This is a genomic window from Naasia sp. SYSU D00948, assembly GCF_017916515.1.
GTDB lineage: Bacteria > Actinomycetota > Actinomycetes > Actinomycetales > Microbacteriaceae > Naasia.
The window spans coordinates 735,592-754,208 of sequence record NZ_JAFMTA010000001.1; the positions used below are offsets into that span (position 1 = coordinate 735,592).

The window sequence follows — 18,617 nt, forward strand, 5'->3', positions numbered from 1 at the left end:
ATGTTCGAAGTACGGAGTCTTCCGGGCCGGATCGGCCTGCAGCTGCTCGTCACGCTCCTGACGATCCCCTTCCTGCTCCCCCTCGTCGCGATGGTGCAGGGATCGCTCGCCGGCGCCGGGTTCGAGAACTACGTCGCGGTGCTGAGCGTGGGCCGGATCTGGAACTTCTTCATCAGCTCCATCATCATCTCGGCCGGGGTGATCATCCTCGTCTACGTGGTGACGATGTTCACCGCGTTCGGCTTCTCGAAGTTCCGCATCCCGGGCAAGGAGGTCTACTTCTGGCTCCTGCTCGCGTGCCTGACCCTGCCGGAGGTGGTGCTGCTCGCGCCGCTGTTCGCGACCTCCGTCTCCACCGGGCTCTACGACACCTACTGGGCGGTGATCCTGCCGCTCGCCGCGCTCCAGGTGCCGTTCGCGGTGCTGCTGGTGAGGAACTTCATCAACGGGATCCCGGACGAGCTGTTCGAGGCCGCGCGGGTGGACGGCGCGAGCTCGTGGAGCGGCTTCATCCACCTCGTGATCCCGCTCACCCGGCCGATCGCGGCGGCGGTGCTGATCTTCACCCTGATCGGCGCGTGGAACAACTACCTGCTGCCGCTCGTGTTCCTGCAGGATCCGGCGAAGCAGACGATCACCCTGCTGCCGTCGTACTTCATCGGGCAGTTCAGCCACGACCAGACGAAGGTGCTCGCCTCCGCCGTCCTCACGGCGCTGCCCGAGGTGATCGCCTACCTCTGCCTGCAGCGGCTGTTCGAGCGGGGACTGTCCGCGGGTGCCATCAAGTAGCGAGGGGACGGGGTCCGCGCTCCTCCTGTCCGGAGGGCGCGGGCCCTTCACCGACCCCTGGCATCCGTTCGCGGAGACGTCGCGGCGGGTCGAGGAGATCCTGATCGAGGCGGGCTACGAGGTCGAGGTGAGCTTCGACGTGGGGGCCCGGATGAGCGACCTCACCGGCGTCGACCTCGTCGTCGCGAACGCGCCGGAGCCGGCCGACCCGCTCCCCGAGCCCGTTCTCGAGGCCGCCCGTGCCGCGCTGCGCACGCACCTGACCCGGGGAGGCGGTGTCGTCGGCATCCACGCCGCGGCCGTGGGGCTGCTGCGGATGCCGGAGTGGCGCTCGGCGCTCGGCGCCCGCTGGGTTCCCGGCCGCTCCATGCATCCGCCGCTCGGCACGGCGACCGTCCGCGTGCACCCGACCGACCTGACGCACGGCGCCGGCGAGTTCACCGTGGTGGACGAGCTCTACAGCCACCTCGGCTTCGAGACCGGCGCCGAGACGCTGGTGTCGCACGAGCTCGACGACGAGCGGCATCCGCTCGTCTGGCTCCGCCGGTACGGGTCGGCCCGTGCGGCCGGGGATGCCCTGGGCCACGACGCTCGCTCGTTCGACTCGACGGCTCACGCCGAGCTGCTCCGCGAGGTGTTCGCGTGGGCGGGCGGACGTCAGCCGACGGTCTCGGGGACGCGCGACTCGACGTAGGCCGCGGTGCTGTCGCGCACGACGAGGCTCGTCGCCAGGTCGATGCGCACCGTCTCCTGGCGCTCGCTCCCCCGCAGCTGGAGGACGAGCCGGGTCGCCTGCTCCGCCATCTCGGTCAGCGGCTGCCGCACGGTGGTGAGTGGCGGTCCCACCCACTGCGAGACCTGGAGGTCGTCGTAGCCGACGACCGAGACGTCGTCCGGCACCCGCAGCCCGAGTGCCCGCGCCGCCTCGTAGACGCCGAACGCCTGGAGGTCGCTCCCCGCGAAGATCGCGGTCGGACGGTCGGGCCGAGAGAGCAGCCGGTGGCCCTGCTCGACGCCGTCCTCCCGGTGGAAGTCGCCCGCGACCACGAGCTCCTCGTCGACCTCGAGGCCCGCCTGCTCCATCGCGGACCGGAAGCCGGAGACCCGGGCCCGCGAGCACATCATGTCGTCCGGCCCCGTGATCATGGCGATCCGCTTGTGCCCGAGCCCGATGAGGTGACGGGTCGCGAGGACACCGCCCGACCAGTTGGCCGAGCCGACCGACGGGACGTCGGGAGCGGGATCGCCGGACGGGTCGAGGATGACGAACGGGATGTTCCGCGAGCGCAGCTGGACCTTGTGCTCGGGCGGCAGGTCCGAGAACACGAGGATGACGCCCGCGGGACGGCGCGAGATGACCCCGTCGATCCATTCCCGGCCCGGCGCGTGCCGGTCCCCCGACTCGGTCAGCACGAGGCTCAGCTGGTTCTCACGCGCGACACGCTCGACGCCGCGGATGAGCTCGATCGCCCACACGCTCACCAGGTCGCTCACGACGAGCTCGATCAGGGAGGCGGCCTGCGCGACACCGCGTCGGTTGTAGCCGCTCGCCTGGAGCAGCTCCTCGACCCGCGCCCGCGTCTCCTGGGCGACGCCGGGGCGGCCGTTCAGCACCTTGGAGACGGTCGCCATCGACACGGACGCCTCGGCCGCGACGCGGGCGAGCGTGGTGCGCGGAGCACGCCCGGCCACGAAAGTTTCGTCCGTCATGGTCCTACCATACCGGCACGGTGCCCACCGCGGGCATCACCCCTGTCAGAGGGGCGACACGGTGGCCGGCGCGACCATCACCCGCTCGCCCTCCACGATCCGCAGGTCGCCGGTGACGGCGAAGGTCCCCTCGAGCCGCAGGTCCTCGCTCGACGCCGCCACCCAGACCCGGAAGCTCCCCGGCTCGACGATGCGCCGGTAGTCCACTCCCGTGAAGGAGGTGAGGTCGGCGGAGAGCTCGAAGGAGACCCGGGCGGCCTCGCCGGGAGCGAGGGCGACCCGGGTGAAGCCGGTGAGCTGCCGGACGGGCCGGGCGACCTGGGCGTACTCGTCGGAGAGGTAGAGCTGCACGACCTCCTCGCCGGCGACGTCCCCGGTGTTGCGGATGACGGCGGACACCGTGAGGGCACCGGTCGCCTCGACAGCCGAGGCCGAGAGAGACAGGTCGGAGTACTCGAACGTCGTGTAGGAGATCCCGTGTCCGAAGGGGTAGAGGGGCGTCGGATCCAGGTTCGAGACCCCCTTGCTGAAGCGGCCGAGGATCGGTGCCAGGTAGGTTCCCGGCTGGCCCCCGTGGTGGCTCGGGACGCCGACGGGGAGCTTGCCGCTCGGGGTCACCCGGCCGGAGAGGACCCCGCTCAGCGCGGCGGCGCCCTCGGACCCGGGCAGGAAGGCCTGGACGATCGCCGCCGCGCGCTCGGCGTAGTCGCCGAGGGCGTAGGGCCGGCCGGACACCACGACGAGGACGGTGGGCGTGCCGGTGTCGAGGATCGCCGAGAGGAACTCGGACTGGTGCCCGGGCAGCCGGAGGTCGATGGCGTCACACGCCTCCCCGGAGGTGCCCCGGCCGAAGAGCCCCGCGAGGTCGCCGACCGTCACGATGGCGAGGTCCGCGTTCCGCGCCGCCTCCACGGCCTCCGGGATGCCGCCGGTGTCTCCGCCGCTGATCTCGACGCCCTTCACGACCCGCAGCTCCGCGTCCGGGAACTCTGAGCGGATCGCGTCGGCGATCGTGGGCACCGGGATCCCCGTTCCCTCGTCGCCGAGCCGCGACATGACGTGGTTCGGGAACGAGTAGCAGCCGAGCATCGTGCGGGGCTCGGTCGCGGAGGGACCGAGCAGGGCGATCCGCGCGGGCGCCGAGCGGACGGGCAGGACGCCGTCGTTGGCGAGGAGGACGACGGACTTCTCCGCCAGCTCGCGCGCGATCTCCCGGTTGCGGGGCGAGTCGAGGTCGATCGGTCCGTCCTTCGCCGGCGGCTTCCAGCCCGGGTCGAGCATCCCGAGGTCCGCCTTCTGCCGCAGCACCCGCTCGAGGGAGCGGTCGACGAGCCGCTCGTCGAGCTCGCCCGACTCGACGAGCCGCGCGATGGCGCGGTAGGCGGAGGTCTCGGGGAGCTCGACGTCGAGGCCGGCCCGCAGCGTGGCCGCTCCCGCGGCCGCGACGTCCTCCCCCACCCGGTGCATCGTGTGGACGAAGTTGATCGACCAGTAGTCGGATACGACGGTTCCGTCGAAGCCCCACTGGTCGCGCAGCACCTTCGTGAGGAGCTCCGTGCTCGTGGCGACCGGCTCGCCGTCGACGTCCGTGTAGGAGTTCATGACCGAGCGCACGCCGCCGAGCCGCACCGCCATCTCGAACGGGGGCAGGATCACGTCCGCCATCTCCCGGCGTCCCATCGGGACCGGCGCGTGGTTGCGGCCGGCGCGTGACGCCGAGTAGCCGGCGAAGTGCTTGAGCGTCGCGATGATGCCGGCCTTCTCCAGGCCGCGCACGTAGGCCGTTCCGAGCATGCCGACGAGGTAGGGGTCCTCCCCGATGCACTCCTCGACGCGGCCCCAGCGGTAGTCGCGGACGACGTCGAGCAGCGGCGAGAGCGACTGCTGCACACCGACGCTGCGCAGGTCGTCGCCGATCGCGGAGGCCATGCGCTCGACGAGCTCGGGCGAGAAGGTGGCGCCCCAGGCCGTCGCCGTCGGGTACACCGTCGCGCCGAGCGTCGTGAATCCGGTGAGGCTCTCCTCGTGCGCGATCGCCGGGATGCCGAGGCGCGTGTTCTCCCTCAGGTGGCGCTGGTACCGCCGGAGGTTCGCGACGCCCTCCTCCGGATCGACCGGGACGCTGCCGAACACCCGCGTGAGGTGGCCGAGCCCCTCGGCGGCCGCGGCCTCGAACGACTGCCCCTGCTCGCTCATCTCGCTCTCGAGCGGCGCCACGTCTCCGAACTCCCCCTCCTCGACGAGGTTCTTCGGCCAGTAGCTGCCGAGCTGCGCGAGCTTCTCGGTGAGGGTCATCCCGCTCATCAGTGCGGCGACGCGCTCGTCGACCGGGAGGGACGGGTCCCGCCAGCGCTCGCTCTCGGTGGCGGTGATGGTGTCGTCGGACACGGCTCTTCCCCTCTCGACTCTGAGAGCACTCGCGTGCGCGTCCGCGAAAGTTTCTGGCAACATTTTCGCGACGTCGGGCCACCGTAGCAAAGGGCGGGAGCCCGGGCAACGGCGCGTGCGCCCCCGGGCGACGGGGCCGCGCGGCAGTACTGTCGGAGGGCCCGCCGACGAGGACGGAGAGGTGTCCATGGAGCTGCTCAGCGGCGTTCTGCCGGTCGCGCCGACCGTGTTCGCGGAGGACGAGAGCCTCGACCTGGACGGTCAGCGGCGCGTCGTCGACCTCCTGATCGACGGCGAGGTGGACGCCATCTGCGTGCTCGCCAACTTCTCGGAGCAGTTCTCGCTCGACGACGCCGAGCGGATGGCGGTGATGTCCGCGGTGCTCGACCAGGCCGGTGGTCGCGTCCCGATCGCCGTGACGACCAGCCACTTCAGCGCCCGCATCGCGGCGGAGCGGTGCCGCACCGCCGAGGCGGCCGGAGCCTCGATGGTCATGCTGATGCCCCCGTTCTTCGGCACCACGGTCCGCGTCGGCGAGGAGGGCGTCCTCGAGTACTTCAAGCGGGTCGCGGACGGGCTGTCGATCGACGTCATGATCCAGGACGCCCCGATGAGCGCCACGCCGCTCCCGGTTCCGCTGCTCGCCCGCATCGCGCACGAGGTCCCCCAGGTCCGGTACGCGAAGATCGAGGTCCCCCAGGCGGCGGAGAAGCTGCGCCTGCTGTCGCGCGCCGCCGGAGAGGACCTGCCGGGCCTCTTCGACGGGGAGGAGGCGGTCACGCTGATCCCCGATCTGGATGCCGGCGCGATCGGGACGATGAGCAGCGTCATCGCGGCCGCCGAGCTCGGTCGCGTGGTGCGGGACTACGCCGCCGGCCGCCGAGAGGCGGCGGTGTCCGCCTGGGAGGAGCTCCTGCCGCTCGTGCACTTCGAGAACCGGCAGGTCGGCCTCCGCGCGTCCAAGATCCTCCTGCAGGAGGCCGGGGTCATCGCGAGCGACCGAGCCCGTGCCCCGCTGCCCGACGTCTCCCCCGAGACCCGGACCCAGCTCGTGGACCTGGCGCGACGGAAGTCGCCCTTCCTCCTCTCCTGGGCGCGGTAGGGCGCTCCGGCTCGGACGTCGCGTCGCACCGCGGCGTCCGAGCCGGAAGCTGGGACGGGCTCAGCCGACGGCGACCTGAGCGCCGATCCGGTAGCCGGCGCCCTTGTGCTCCTCCGGCAGCCGGTCGCCCCGCCCGTGCAGCTTGTGCCGCAGCGTCCCGGGCGTGTACTCGGTCGGGTACACGCCCCGCTCGCGGAGCACCGGGATGACGTGCTCGATCACGTCCTCCCAGGTGCCCGGCGTGATCGCGTAGGCCAGGTTGAACCCGTCCACGTCGGTCTCCTCGACCCACTCCTGGAGCTGGTCGGCGATCTGGGTGCCGGATCCGACGATGGTGGGACCCAGGCCGCCGATGGACCCGTGACGGCCGATGTCCCGCACCGTGAACTCCTTTCCGTGTCGCGCGGACTCCTGCAGGTTGGCGATCACCGACTGGATGGCGTTGCTCTTCACGTTGCCGACCGGCTCGTCGAGGTCGTACTGGGACAGGTCGATCCCCATCCAGCCCGACATGAACACGAGAGCACCCTCGTCGCTGGCGTACGAGAGGTACTCCTCGTACTTCGCCTGCGCCTTCTCCGGCGTCTCGTCCGTGATGATCGTGAGCAGGGTGTAGATCTTGGCTGCGTACCGGTCACGGCCCGCGGCCTCGAGGGCGTCGCGGATGCGCGAGACCGTCCCCGTCAGGACCTCCTTCGTGGGCGCGGCGACGAAGATCGCCTCCGCATTGCCCGCGGCGAACGCGATGCCGCGCGGCGAGGCGCCCGCCTGGTAGATCACCGGGGAGCGTTGCGGCGAGGGCTCGGAGATGTGGATGCCGGGGACGGTGAAGTGCTTGCCGCGGTGGCCGATCTCGTGGACCTTGCTCGGGTCGGTGAACACGCCCCGCTCGCGGTCCTTGACGACGGCGTCGTCCTCCCACGACCCCTCCCACAGCTTGTAGAGCACCTCGAGGTACTCGTCCGCGTGGTCGTAGCGGTCGTCGTGCTCCATCTGGTCGTCGTGACCCATGTTGCGCGCCGCGCTCGGCAGGTAGCCGGTGACGACGTTCCACCCCACGCGTCCCTTGGTGAGGTGGTCGAGCGTCGTCATGCGCCGAGCGAACGGGTACGGGTGCTCGTAGGCGGTGCCGGCGGTGACGCCGAAGCCGAGGTGCTCGGTGACGTGGGCCATCGCCGACACGAGCAGGATCGGGTCGTTCACGGGGACCTGCGCCCCGTTCCGGATCGCGGCCTCGTTGCTGCCCCCGTAGACGTCGTAGGTGCCGAGCACGTCGGCGATGAAGATGCCGTCGAAGGTGCCCTTCTCGAGCAGCTGCGCCAGGTTCGTCCAGTACTCGAGCGTGTTGTAGGTGGCGGAGCGGTCCTCGGGGTGGCGCCAGAGGCCCGAGGACTGGTGCGCGACGCAGTTCATGTCGAACGCGTTGAAGCGGATCTGTCGACTCATGCCGCCATGGTGCGATGCAGGGGCGGCCCCGCGCGACGGCGCCCGCAACGGCGGGTAACGGCTCGACACATCCCGTAACGGTTGGGGCGGGGGGATGCGGGGTGCGGCGCGCCGGCGGAAGGGGGGGCCGAAAGGCGGCGCCGAGGGCTGAGGCGGAGCGCGCGCCCTGCCGCTACCTGCGGCAAGCAGCGCGGACGGAAGAGGCGGAGGCCGCCCCGCAACGGGAGAAGGCGCCCCGAGTGGGACGCCTTCTGCTTCTCGTGGACCTGAGGGGATTCGAACCCCTGACCTTCTCATTGCGAACGAGACGCGCTACCAACTGCGCCACAGGCCCAAGTGCCCGTCCACACTACCAGTTCTGGGACGGGCGGATGCGCCACCGGGCTCCGCAGCGGCGCAGGCGTCCTCGAGCGCTCCCTGGCACACCGAGCGCACCCCGGAACCCCGAGAGCGCCTCGGGCACGGGGTGCATTCGGTGTCTCGGGGTGCGCTCGGCGGCATCGACTGCGCCAACGGGGTCTGCGGGGTGCCCAGCGCATCCGGGCACCGGATCCCGCCGTGCACCCATTGCCCTCGGTCCTCCCGGATGCAGTCGGTGCGGCACGGCAGACGGAACGTTCCGCCGGGGTCGCGCACGGCCAATGTACGAAACCTCCGGCGCACTCGGTGGTGCCGAGCGCGCCCTAGAACACCGAATGCGCCCTGTGCAACGGGCGCCCTCGGTGTTCGAGGTGACGCTCGGCGTTACAGGGCGCTCGGCGGACGGAAGCCCCGCCGCAGCAGCCCCGCCCCCTGCCGCCGCCTCGCGGAGGCGTGCCCGAGGGCGGGCGGGATCAGACGGCGCGGCGGCGGCGCAGGACGTCGTTGAGGTCGGTGATGCCGGGTGCGGGGTCCTCGAGCTCGACGAGGGCGACGTAGCGCTCCTTCGACACCGGCCGCGCCGGCATGCTGGCGACCTCCGGGGCCGACTGGGCGGCGCGGAGGGCCGCCTCCGCCTTCGCGGCCGCGTCGCGCAGCGACTGGTCCACCGTCACCTCGATGCGACGGACCGGCCCCGGCGGCGGTGTGGGGAGCTCGGTGCGGGACAGGTAGAGGGGCTTCGGAAGGGGCACCGGCGTCCAGGTCGGCCGGACCTCCTCCGTCTTCTCCCAGTCGACGAAGCTCTGCACCGGCGGCGCGACGGTGACGGTGCGGTCGACGGCGAGGGTCGCGCGCCGCGCCGCGGCCACCGTGGCGACCCAGTGCAGGAAGGCGAGAGCGCCGAGCACGCCGACCGAGCTCGCGGCGAGGAGCAGCCAGGAGCCGCTCGCGAACACCTGCGGCAGACCGACGACGACGCCGACGCCGGACGCCGCCAGGAGGACCGAGGCGAGCAGGCGAGCGCGCCGGAGGCGGGATGCGGCGAGCGCGGACACCGCGGCGGCCCGCTGCTTGGGCTCGCGGGGCGCCCTCGGGCTGCGGGCGAGGGCACGCGCCGCGGCGGCATCACGCGCGTGCGCAACCGCCTCGGCGCGCTGGGCGGCCTGCTTCAGCGCGCGGTGCGCCTCCGCGACGCTGCGCGCGTCCATCTCCGCCCGGACCTCCTCCGGGACCTCCGCCGTCTCGGCGAGGATCCGCAGGGTCTGCTGCAGGCGGACGGCGTTGCGCTCGGTGGCGAGGTACTGCCGGCGGCGCAGCCAGCTCGGCATCAGGTAGACGAGCCAGAGCACCGCGGCGAGCGCGATGATGATGCCGCCGCCCGCGCTCTCGCCGCCCATGCGCTCACGGTAGAGCGCGGGCTCCCGTGGTCATCGGATTGCCGGGGCGTGTCTCGTCCGTTCTCGGCGCTCATCAGGTAAGAGGGCCCCCGAAAGCGGGTCAGCCCTCGTGATCCGGCCGGCCCGGGAGCACGAGAGACAGGCGGCAGGCCGCGCGTCAGGCGTACGGCCACGCGGGTGGTGCGGACAGTTGCGGGTCAGGTACGGGGTGGCGACTGTCCGCACGACCGGCACGACGACCGCACGACCCGCACGACTCGCGACCCGCCCCGACCTCACCAGGCCGGGAACGGCTGCGCCGCGGCCTCCCGGTCCGCGTTCGGGATGTGGGCCGCGTCCGGAGGGACGCGTCCCTCCTTCCAGCGGCGCAGGACGCCCTCGCGGAGCTCCTCGGCGACGAGCGCGAAGCAGAAGTGGTCGCGCCAGTCGCCGTTGATGTGGATGTAGCGGCGCCGCAGCCCCTCGTACCGGTAGCCGAGCTTCTCGACCACCCGCAGCGACTTGGCGTTCTCGGGGCGGATGCAGATCTCCATCCGGTGCAGCCCCAGCTGCTGGAAGCAGTAGTCGGTCGTGAGGGCGACCGCGGTCGGGGTCGCTCCGGCGCCCGCGAAGCGCTCGCCGATCCAGTACCCGGTCGAGGCGGACGACGTGGAGCCGTACGCGATGCCGGACACGTTCAGCTGACCGGCCAGCTGCCCGTCCACCTCGATGATGAACGGCAGACCCTGACCCGACCGCGCGTTCGCCTGCAGCGCGCGGATCGTCGAACGCGTGTCGAAGCTCATCGGCCCCCGGGGGTTCGTGGCCTCCCACTCCCGCAGCCAGCCGCGATTCTCCAGCAGCTCACGCTCGAGGGCACGCGCGTCGCGGAGGCGGATCGGCCGGACCGTGATCCTGCCGTCACGCAGAGTGGGGATGATGGCCACCGTCAGTCACCGACGGTGGCGACGAAGTCCCGCAGCCAGGGGCGCAGCTCCTCACCCAGGTCGCCCCGCTCGCACGCGAGCTGGACGATCGCCTTGATGTAGTCGATCTTGTCGCCGGTGTCGTAGCGGCGGCCACGGAAGACGACGCCGTAGACGCCGCCGTCCGTCTCCGACGCGGCGAGGTGCTGGAGCGCGTCGGTCAGCTGGATCTCGCCGCCCTTGCCGGGCGCCGTGTTCTCGAGCACGTCGAAGACCTCGGGACGCAGGACGTAGCGTCCGATGACGGCGTAGTTGGAGGGCGCGCTCTCGGGCGACGGCTTCTCGACGAGGCCGGTGATCCGCACCACGTCGTCCTCCTCGGTGGCCTCGATCGCCGCCGCGCCGTACAGGTGGATCTGCGCGGGGTCGACCTCGAGAAGGGCCACCACGGTCGCGTTGCGCTGGCCCTGCACCTCGATCATGCGGCTGAGCAGGGTGTCGCGGGAGTCGATGAGGTCGTCGCCGAGGAGGACGGCGAACGGCTCGTCCCCCACGTGCATCCGGGCCCGCAGGACCGCGTGGCCGAGGCCCTTGGGGTCGCCCTGGCGGACGTAGTGGATGTCCGCGAGGTCCGTGGACTCCGTCACCCGCTGCAGCTTGGCGAGGTCGCCCTTCGCCTCGAGGGTCGCCTCGAGCTCCGCGACGCGGTCGAAGTGGTTCTCGAGAGCGTTCTTGTTGCGGCCCGTGACCATGAGGACGTCCCTCAGTCCAGCGGACACGGCCTCCTCGACCACGTACTGGATGGCGGGCTTGTCGACGACCGGCAGCATCTCTTTCGGCATCGCCTTGGTGGCGGGAAGGAAGCGGGTGCCGAGGCCTGCGGCAGGGATGACCGCCTTAGTGATGTGGGAGGGCATACAGAAGAGGCTATCGGGAGGGCCCCCTAGTATCGGACCATGCCGGCCGACCCGGGGCACCAGAAGAGGGCACTTCGAGCCGAGTTGCGGGAGCGCCGACGCACTCTGACGTCCACGGAGCGGGCCGAAGCGAGCAGCGGACTGACCCGCAATCTGGTCGAGCTGACCCGCTCCACGGGCGCCAGATCCGTCTCCTGCTACCTCTCCGCGCCGGACGAGCCGGACACCCGCGGGTACCTCCGCTGGACCGCCGAGCACGGCATCCGCACCCTCCTTCCGATCACCCGCAACGACGGGCTCCTCGACTGGACGGTGTCGCACGGCACCGAGGAGACGGTCGGCCTGTTCGGCCTCCCGGAGCCGATCGGCGAGCTGCTCCCCCCGAGCGCGATCGACGACGTGGACCTCATCCTCGTGCCGGCGGCCTGCGTGGACGAGCGGGGCGTCCGGATGGGCTGGGGCAAGGGGTACTTCGACAAGATGCTGGGGTCGATCGAGAAGTGCCCCCCGGTGTTCGCGGTAGTCTTCGATTCCGAGGTGATCGACGAGGTCCCCCGCGAGCGGCATGATCAGCCGGTCGACGGCGCGGTGACTCCGACCCGGATCCTCCGGTTCGCCTCGACGCCGTCCCGATCCTGATCGACCCGGAGCTCCTCCATGCCGACCTACTCCTACAAGTGCACCGCGTGCGGCAACGCCTTCGACACGGTGCAGTCCTTCAGCGATCCCGCGCTCACCACGTGCGACGTGTGCGGCGGCACGCTCCGCAAGGTGTTCAGCCCGGTCGGGGTGACGTTCAACGGATCCGGGTTCTACCGCACCGACTCGCGCAGCAAGCCCTCCGACTCGAAGCCGGCCTCCGGCTCGTCGGGCTCCGGCGCCGGGAAGTCGGACGCGGGCTCCGGCTCGTCGGGCTCGGGCTCGTCGTCGTCGGCGCCGTCGTCCGCCCCGGCCTCGACCGGCGCCTCCTCGTGAGCGAGGAGGAGAAGGCGGCCGGCGAGCAGAAGGAGAGCCTCTTCGCGGGCTTCAAGGAGTTCGTGCTCCGCGGCAACGTCCTCGACCTCGCCGTCGCCGTCGTCGTCGGCGCCGCCTTCACCGCGGTCGTGAACGCGATCGTGTCCGGGATCTTCAACCCGGCGATCGGCGCCCTCTTCAACGCCGAGAGCCTCGACGACGCGCTGATCTGGCGCATCCCGACGACGAGCGGCGGCACCGCCGACATCCGGTTCGGGTCGGTCCTCGGCTCGATCCTCCAGTTCCTCATCGTCGCGGTCGTCGTCTACTTCGTGCTCGTCCTCCCGCTCAACCGGCTGAAGCGCATCGCCTTCGCGAAGCAGCAGCAGGAGGAGACCGAGGAGGACAAGGCGCCGCTCCCGCCGAGCGAGGCCGAGCTGCTGCTGCAGATCCGCGACCTCCTGGCGGCCCAGGCGGACAAGGACGCCGTCCCGATCACGACGGGCAAGCACGCGGTCATCCGCCCGGGCGCCACCCCCGCCGACTGAGCCCCCTCCCGCCCTCTGCGCGGATCAGGAGTTTCGACGCCGATCAGGACAGCTGCCCGGTTCCGAGCGCGGATCAGGAGAACACGCCGTGCGGGAACCGCGAACTCCTGATCCGCGCAGCCACCGCAGAGTCGCCCGCTCAGTAGTGCGGCGGCTTGTCCGCCCGCAGGCGCGCGTCGTTGCCGTCCGAGCGGTCGCCCCAGGCCTCGTCGGCGTCCTCCTTCGCCCGCACCGCATCCACGCGCTCCTGCGGGGACGGGTCGGACCCCGGCACGGGCTCGGTGCGGACGCGGCGGTGCCTGCGCGGTTCTGCCACGCCGCAGACCCTAGTCCGCGATGACGGGGATCGCCTCGGTCTGCGGGGCGAGGTGCTTCGCCCCGAGCGCGATCGCGATCCGCAGCGCGACGCCGCCGGGGTCGGCGAAGAGCTCGAAGCTGTGCACGCGCAGGTAGTGCCAGCCGAGCCGCTTCAGCACCTCGGGACGCAGCCGCAGCGCCTCGCGCAGACTGGTGCCGGTCACCGCGGCGTCCGTCTCGATCGCGATCGCCCGCCCCTTGTACGAGGCGACGAGCCCGAGACCCTTGTAGCCGAGCGCCGTCTTCAGCCCGAGGGCCTCGAGCCGCCGGGACAGGTCGACGAGCATGGCGTCGCTCTCGTCCGGCTCGCGGTGCTCGCCGACGCGCGCCTCCGCCTCGGCGAGGAGCTCGCCGAGGGCGAGGACGCCGTGCGACATCCGCTCCGGGCTGATGTCCTCGGGTCGGAAGCAGGACACGATGACGAGCGAGCGGCGGGCGCGGGTGACGGCGGACGCCAGCAGCCGGTCCCCGCCGGGCCGGCCGAGCGAGCCGAAGCCGGAGAGCATCCGGCCGTGGGGTGTGCGGCCGTAGCCGATCGAGAGGATGACGCGGTCGCGGCTGAGCGCGACGGCCTGCTCGAGCGTCACGACCATGAACGGCTCGGCCTGCTCCTTGAGGAAGAAGTCCGTCACCTCGACGCGCTTCGCGACCGCGCGGAGGACGGCCGCCTGCACGCGCACCGCGTGCTTCTGGCTCGCCGTCACGACGAGGAGGGACTCCTTGGGCCGCTTGATTGCGTGGTCGAGCACGAGCTCGACCACGCGTGCGACCTCCGGATCGACGCTCTCGACCGAGCCGCTGTCGGCGTCCGGCATCCCGAAGCCGTCGACGACGTAGTCGAGCACCAGGCTCGGCCGGCCGAGGAAGCTGCCCGCCCAGGGCAGGGACTGGATCTTGCCGCCGTAGAAGCGGCGGTTCACGAGCTCCGCGAGGTCCTGGCCGCCGGCGCGGTAGCTGCGGGTGAGCTCGAGCGTGGGCAGCAGCTCCCCGAGCCGCGACAGCGCGGAGTCCGCGTGGCGGGCGTCGAGCTCCTCCTGGGTGTGCTCGACGCCGGGCGAGCCGCTCGTGAGGTCCTGGACCGCGATCCGGAAGTCGACCGGGGTCTGGGTGACGGGATCGCCGAACGCGACGATCTGCTTGCCGCGGCGGATCGCACCGAGCGTCTCGGCGACGCTCACGGAACCGGCGTCGAGCAGGAACACGGCGTCGAAGGGGATCTCGTCGGAGATCGTCCACAGGTCGTAGGGCGAGGCGAGCCAGACGGGCGCGACGAGCCGCGACAGGTGCGGCGCAGCCCGGTACAGGCTCGTGGCGTTCGCCGACTCGCCGCGCAGCAGCAGCCGCAGCGCCTCGGCCTCCTCCGGCCAGTCCTGGATGGCGACCTTCCAGGCTTCCGCGAGCGACCAGGCGAGGCGCGGGGCGTTGCCCGCGGCGTGGGCCTCGTCGACGAGCCGGAAGTCCGCCTCGAGCCGGTCCAGCACGCGGGTGTTCGCACCGAGCAGCGCCTTGTCGGTGGCGAGCATCCGCTCGAGCACGCTCGTCCACCAGGTGAGCTCGAGCTCGATCGCCACGTCCTCCTCGGGGACGTGACGGCGGGCCAGGTCGTCGAGCAGGGGGTCGAGGTCGAGCGCGCGCAGCGTGGTGACGAGGGCGGTGCGCTCCTGCAGGTTCTGCAGGACCTCGGAGTCCTCGGCGAGGGCCGCGAGCGTGCCGAGCAGCTCGGGGATCGGCAGGGTCGCGAGCGAGCCGGACGTCGCGGCGAGACCGAGCGGCTCGTCGAGCATCGCGAGGTCGCTCGCGACGCGCTGGTACGCGACCTGGACGTCGCCGATGCCGATCGGCACCTCCGGAGTCACCCCGGAGGTCACGAAGCGCTGGTAGAGCACGCGCTGCTGCTGGATGCGGATGAGGGAGTCGTGGAGGTCCGCGACGTGCACGCCGGGCCGGACGTACTCCTTCGCGAGCTTGCGCAGGCGGCGCCGGTTGCCGCCGCTCATCGCCTCCGCCTCGCGGCGGGGTCCGGTCGCGGCGATCAGCTCGCCGAGCGAGCGGTCGAACACGACGGGCAGGAACTTGTCGAGCGTCTCGCGGATGTCGAGCAGGAGCCGCAGGTAGATGCCGAGCTCGGCGATGCTCTCGAACGGGCGCAGCCGGGTCTGCCCGATGAGGTCTCCGGCGCGCTCGAGCAGGCGCGGGACGTCCGTCGACGACAGGCGCTTCGCGAGCGCATGCGCGTTGGTGGCGGCCGCGGACGTGGCGAAGGTGGCGCCGTACCAGGGCGAGTCCCCCGGCCCGTACTTGAACTCGCCCAGCGCCGCGGCCCGGACGAGAGTCTCGGCGGCGCCCGCCCTGTCGGTCGCGAGAGCCTCGATGGCGCGGTCGGTGAGGCGGGAGGTCGTCTGCGGAGGCTCGGGCAGGAGCGAGAGCCGGGCCAGCTCGGAGAGGGCGTCGAGCGCCGAGACCCCGAGGATCGGATCCTTGCGCGCGAGCGCCTCGCGGTAGTCGAGCAGCACGCTGCGGAGGCGGACGAGCGCCTCGTCGACCTCCGCGGTGTTGCGCTCCACCGCCTTCTCGCTGCGGTTGATCGACTGGATGACGTCGCGGCGCACGGAGCGCGGCGAGACCGCGATGCCGGGCAGGCCCGTCTCGTTGAGGCGCGCGGTGAGAGCGGCGAGGGTGGCGTGCCGGGGACTGACGACGAGCACGCGCTTGTGCTGGGCGACGAGGCAGCCGAGCGCGTTGACGATGGTCTGCGTCGCGCCCGTGCCGGGGAGCGTCTTGACGACGACCGAGTTCCCCTCCGCGATCTGCGCGACCACGAACTCCTGCTCGGCGTCCGCATCCAGCACGAGGGTGTCGCTCGCGGGCGGGCGCTCGTCCTGGCCCGCCGGCTCGATCTTCCGGTAGGCCTCGCTGATCGTCCGCTTCGCGTTCTTGTTGCCCGCGAGCGCGTCGATCACCGGATGGTCGAGCTTCTGCACGTCGGCGAGCATCGGCGGGGCGACGTCCGCGAACGAGGACGCGACGAGGCGCGGGTGCACCGAGAACCAGGCGAGGTGGGAGGTGAGCCCGCGCAGCCGGTCGATGGCCGCCTGAGGCTTGAACGTGTTCCCCGTCCCCGCGAGCGCGACGAACGCGGCGGGATCGAGCGTGATCTGGAACTGCTCGTGCAGGGCCCGCGCGAGCGCCGGGTTGAGGAAGGGCGAGCCCTTGAGCCGCAGCTCGAAGTCGCGGCCGTAGCGGCGGAGCGCGAGCGGCCGAAGCAGGAGCGGTGCCCGGTACTCCTTCTTGTCGTGCTTCCACTCGGCGATGCCGATCGCGAGGTGGATCGAGTCGATGCCGCGGGTGGAGCTGAGCTCGACGCCCTTGGCGGTCATGTTGGAGGCCGCGACGCTCGCGGTCCGGAAGGCGAGGTCGTCCCGGATGAGGCTCGAGAGCAGCGTCGTCTTGCCGGTGATGAACTGGGCGAGGCCGCCGGGATGCGTGGTCCCGAGCTCGATGCGGGTCCGGGGCGAGTCGATGAACTGCAGGAGAGGGGACGGGCCGCCGATGGCCGCGACCTCCGCGCGCCACTTCTCCCACTGCGGCTCCGCCACGTTGATCGGCGTCGCCCGCGGGTCGCCGACGGTGATCGTTTGCGGCCTCACCGGGGCCGGCGCGACCTTCGGCACGACAGCCTCGGAGAAGACGCTCACGTCCTCGTTCTTCCTGCCGACCCACGCCACCCGCCCACTGTATGCGGCTCGGGTCCCGGAAACCTGGAGGCGCCGCGAGTTTCGCGGACCCCGGACGGGGGGCGTGTCGTCCCTCGTCCACCGGGAACCGCTCTGCGATCACGCGCGCGTGCCGACCCCGACGGGGGCGAGGACGGGCGGCGTCGGAATCGAGGGCCGGCCGGAGCTCGCCCGGTCCACCCGCCGACCGCCGGTCCGCCCCGTGCTCCGCGGCGGCGGCACGAGGGCTCCTGACCGTAGACTGGGCGGGCCTCGCCTCTGTAGCTCAATGGAAGAGCAGTTCCGTCCTAAGGAAACGGTTGGGGGTTCGAGTCCCTCCAGGGGCACCACGCACGCGCGGCGGACCGTTCGCGACGTTGCGGCAGTGCTCCGATACTGCCCGTGCCCTGCAGGGAGCCGCTAGCGGCCTAGGTCTACGGCTGGCCCCGTCCGATCGGCTCTCCAGCCCACCGGCGCGTGACCCTGCGACGGCGACTCGGGCCCCAGCCGGTCGAGGTGGCCCGCACGGCCGGTGCGGGGTCGCCAGACTGGTGTCATGAATCCACACCCGGGCGAGCGGTCCTCCGGCGCGGAGCTGCGCCCGTCGGAAGAGCCGGCGCCCAGCACGACGACCGCGCTGACGCGAGCGGATCGCCTCGACCGACTGCCCTTCACGCGGAGGCACCTCACCCTGCTCGGCGGGTCCGGCGTCGGCTGGGCCCTCGACGCCCTCGAGGTCGGCCTCATCTCGTTCGTGATCGCACAGCTCTCGGTGACCTGGAGCACGGATGCGGCCGCGCTCTCGTGGGTCGCATCCGCGGGGTTCGCCGGCATGGCGATCGGCGCCGCTCTGGGCGGCCTGCTCGCGGACCGGATCGGCCGCCGCAACGTCTTCGCCCTGACCCTCCTCCTCTACGGGGTGGCGACCGGGCTCTCGGCGCTGGCCTGGTCGGTCGCGGTGCTGATCGTGCTGCGCTTCGTGGTCGGACTCGGGCTCGGCGCGGAGCTGCCCGTCGCGTCGACGCTCGTCAGCGAGTTCGCGCCGCGCCGCATCCGGGGCCGCGTCGTGGTGATCCTCGAGGCGTTCTGGGCCGTGGGCTGGACGGGGGCCGCCCTGCTCGGCTACCTCGTCATCCCGACGAGCGAGGACGGCTGGCGCTGGGCCTTCCTCGTCGGCGCCATCCCCGCCCTGTGGGCGGTGATCATCCGGTGGCGGCTGCCCGAGTCCGTCCGCTTCCTCGAGGCGCAGGGCCGGGAGGCGGAGGCTGAGCGCGCGGTGCGCTGGTTCGAGGAGAGCGCCGGTGTGCCCGAGCCCGAGACGTCGCCCGTCCCGCCCGCGCCGGCGGAGTCCGCCCGCCGCCGGGTGGCGCACCTGTTCGCCCCCGACCTGCGCCGGCGCACGTCCGCCATCTGGCTCGTCTGGTTCACGGTCAACTTCTCCTACTACGGCGCCTTCATCTGGCTGCCGACCCTGCTCGTCGCGGCGGGGTTCCCGCTCGTCCGCTCCTTCGAGTTCACGCTGCTCATCACGCTCGCGCAGCTGCCCGGGTACGCGGCCTCGGCCTGGCTCGTCGAGCGCTGGGGGCGCCGCGCCACGCTCGCCACGTTCCTGCTCGGCTCGGCCGTCGCCGCCGTGTTCTTCGGATTCGGCGCGGTCACCGGCTCGGAGGCATGGATCGTCGGCTTCGGCATGCTGATGTCGTTCTTCAACCTCGGCGCCTGGGGCGCTCTCTACGCCGTCACGCCGGAGCTCTATCCGACCCCGCTGCGCGGCACAGGTTCCGGCTGGGCGGCCGGCGTCGGGCGCATCGCGTCGATCCTGGCGCCGCTGTCCGTGCATCCGCTGCTCACGCTCGGCGGCACGCCCGTGCTGTTCACCGTGTTCGCCGGGGTGTTCCTCGTCGCGGCGGCCGGGGCTCTGGCCCTTCCCGAGCTGAAGGGCAAGGCGCTGGACTGAGCCCCGGCGGTGGGCGCCGCCGGCGCCCCTCGTCAACCCCGCGCCGGGAGCGCCGGCGCCCTGTCAGGGTGGAG

15 protein-coding genes and 2 tRNA genes are annotated in these 18,617 nt (G+C 72.1%); 8 read left to right on the forward strand and 9 right to left on the reverse strand.

Annotation, left to right across the window (positions count from 1 at the left end):
* Nucleotides 1-789: a carbohydrate ABC transporter permease gene (locus J3P30_RS03395; RefSeq protein ID WP_210479523.1), complete on the forward strand. Its 789-nt coding sequence runs from the start codon at nt 1-3 to the stop codon at nt 787-789.
* The gene (locus tag J3P30_RS03400; protein WP_210479524.1) at nt 776-1,483 is read left to right on the forward strand and encodes a ThuA domain-containing protein; all 708 of its coding nucleotides are present in this window, start codon (nt 776-778) and stop codon (nt 1,481-1,483) included. Before J3P30_RS03395 ends, J3P30_RS03400 begins: the two co-directional genes overlap by 14 nt.
* Here the strand turns inward: J3P30_RS03400 and J3P30_RS03405 are convergent.
* On the reverse strand, nt 1,447-2,499 hold the full coding sequence (locus tag J3P30_RS03405) for a LacI family DNA-binding transcriptional regulator (protein WP_210479525.1): 1,053 nt from the start codon (nt 2,497-2,499) through the stop codon (nt 1,447-1,449). The two genes, J3P30_RS03400 and J3P30_RS03405, sit on opposite strands and share 37 nt — an antisense overlap.
* A gap of 45 nt (nt 2,500-2,544) precedes the next feature.
* On the reverse strand, nt 2,545-4,887 hold the full coding sequence (locus J3P30_RS03410; RefSeq protein ID WP_307807388.1) for a glycoside hydrolase family 3 N-terminal domain-containing protein: 2,343 nt from the start codon (nt 4,885-4,887) through the stop codon (nt 2,545-2,547).
* Between the two features lie 187 nt (nt 4,888-5,074).
* On the opposite strand from J3P30_RS03410, the gene J3P30_RS03415 reads away from it, so the two are divergent.
* The gene (locus J3P30_RS03415; protein WP_210479527.1) at nt 5,075-5,989 is read left to right on the forward strand and encodes a dihydrodipicolinate synthase family protein; all 915 of its coding nucleotides are present in this window, start codon (nt 5,075-5,077) and stop codon (nt 5,987-5,989) included.
* A gap of 60 nt (nt 5,990-6,049) precedes the next feature.
* Here J3P30_RS03415 and J3P30_RS03420 read toward each other — a convergent pair whose 3' ends face one another.
* The 5 genes from J3P30_RS03420 to galU all read right to left on the reverse strand — a co-directional run bounded on the left by J3P30_RS03420 (nt 6,050) and on the right by galU (nt 11,014).
* Complete coding sequence (locus J3P30_RS03420; protein WP_210479528.1) at nt 6,050-7,435, reverse strand: LLM class flavin-dependent oxidoreductase; 1,386 nt, start codon at nt 7,433-7,435, stop codon at nt 6,050-6,052.
* A gap of 261 nt (nt 7,436-7,696) precedes the next feature.
* Nucleotides 7,697-7,769, reverse strand: a tRNA-Ala gene (locus tag J3P30_RS03425).
* Nucleotides 7,770-8,268: 499 nt separating this feature from the next.
* Entirely contained in the window at nt 8,269-9,192 is a 924-nt protein-coding gene (locus tag J3P30_RS03430; protein ID WP_210479529.1) for a hypothetical protein, read from the reverse strand.
* A gap of 275 nt (nt 9,193-9,467) precedes the next feature.
* Nucleotides 9,468-10,118, reverse strand: a complete 651-nt coding sequence (locus J3P30_RS03435) for a GNAT family N-acetyltransferase (protein WP_210479530.1) — start codon at nt 10,116-10,118, stop codon at nt 9,468-9,470.
* Between the two features lie 2 nt (nt 10,119-10,120).
* Complete coding sequence (gene galU, locus J3P30_RS03440) at nt 10,121-11,014, reverse strand: UTP--glucose-1-phosphate uridylyltransferase GalU (RefSeq protein WP_210479531.1); 894 nt, start codon at nt 11,012-11,014, stop codon at nt 10,121-10,123.
* A 39-nt stretch (nt 11,015-11,053) separates the two neighbouring features.
* On the opposite strand from galU, the gene J3P30_RS03445 reads away from it, so the two are divergent.
* The 3 genes from J3P30_RS03445 to mscL are packed head-to-tail and all read left to right on the forward strand — an operon-like array spanning nt 11,054 to nt 12,516.
* On the forward strand, nt 11,054-11,653 hold the full coding sequence (locus tag J3P30_RS03445; RefSeq protein WP_210479532.1) for a 5-formyltetrahydrofolate cyclo-ligase: 600 nt from the start codon (nt 11,054-11,056) through the stop codon (nt 11,651-11,653).
* 18 nt (nt 11,654-11,671) lie between these two features.
* The gene (locus J3P30_RS03450) at nt 11,672-11,989 is read left to right on the forward strand and encodes an FmdB family zinc ribbon protein (RefSeq protein ID WP_210479533.1); all 318 of its coding nucleotides are present in this window, start codon (nt 11,672-11,674) and stop codon (nt 11,987-11,989) included.
* Nucleotides 11,986-12,516, forward strand: a complete 531-nt coding sequence (mscL, locus tag J3P30_RS03455) for a large conductance mechanosensitive channel protein MscL (protein WP_210479534.1) — start codon at nt 11,986-11,988, stop codon at nt 12,514-12,516. The genes J3P30_RS03450 and mscL overlap by 4 nt, the downstream gene beginning before the upstream one ends.
* 139 nt (nt 12,517-12,655) lie before the next feature.
* Here the strand turns inward: mscL and J3P30_RS03460 are convergent, their stop codons facing one another.
* Together J3P30_RS03460 and J3P30_RS03465 are read right to left on the reverse strand one after the other, a co-directional pair.
* Nucleotides 12,656-12,832 carry a hypothetical protein gene (locus J3P30_RS03460; RefSeq protein WP_210479535.1) on the reverse strand — a complete coding sequence of 59 codons (177 nt, stop codon included), beginning with the start codon at nt 12,830-12,832 and terminating at the stop codon, nt 12,656-12,658.
* 10 nt (nt 12,833-12,842) lie between these two features.
* Entirely contained in the window at nt 12,843-16,544 is a 3,702-nt protein-coding gene (locus J3P30_RS03465; RefSeq protein WP_374058564.1) for a DUF4011 domain-containing protein, read from the reverse strand.
* Nucleotides 16,545-16,861: 317 nt separating this feature from the next.
* Here J3P30_RS03465 and J3P30_RS03470 point away from each other — a divergent pair.
* Nucleotides 16,862-16,936, forward strand: a tRNA-Arg gene (locus tag J3P30_RS03470).
* A gap of 206 nt (nt 16,937-17,142) precedes the next feature.
* Complete coding sequence (locus J3P30_RS03475; protein WP_210479537.1) at nt 17,143-18,543, forward strand: MFS transporter; 1,401 nt, start codon at nt 17,143-17,145, stop codon at nt 18,541-18,543.
* The last annotated feature ends 74 nt before the right edge of the window (nt 18,544-18,617 follow it).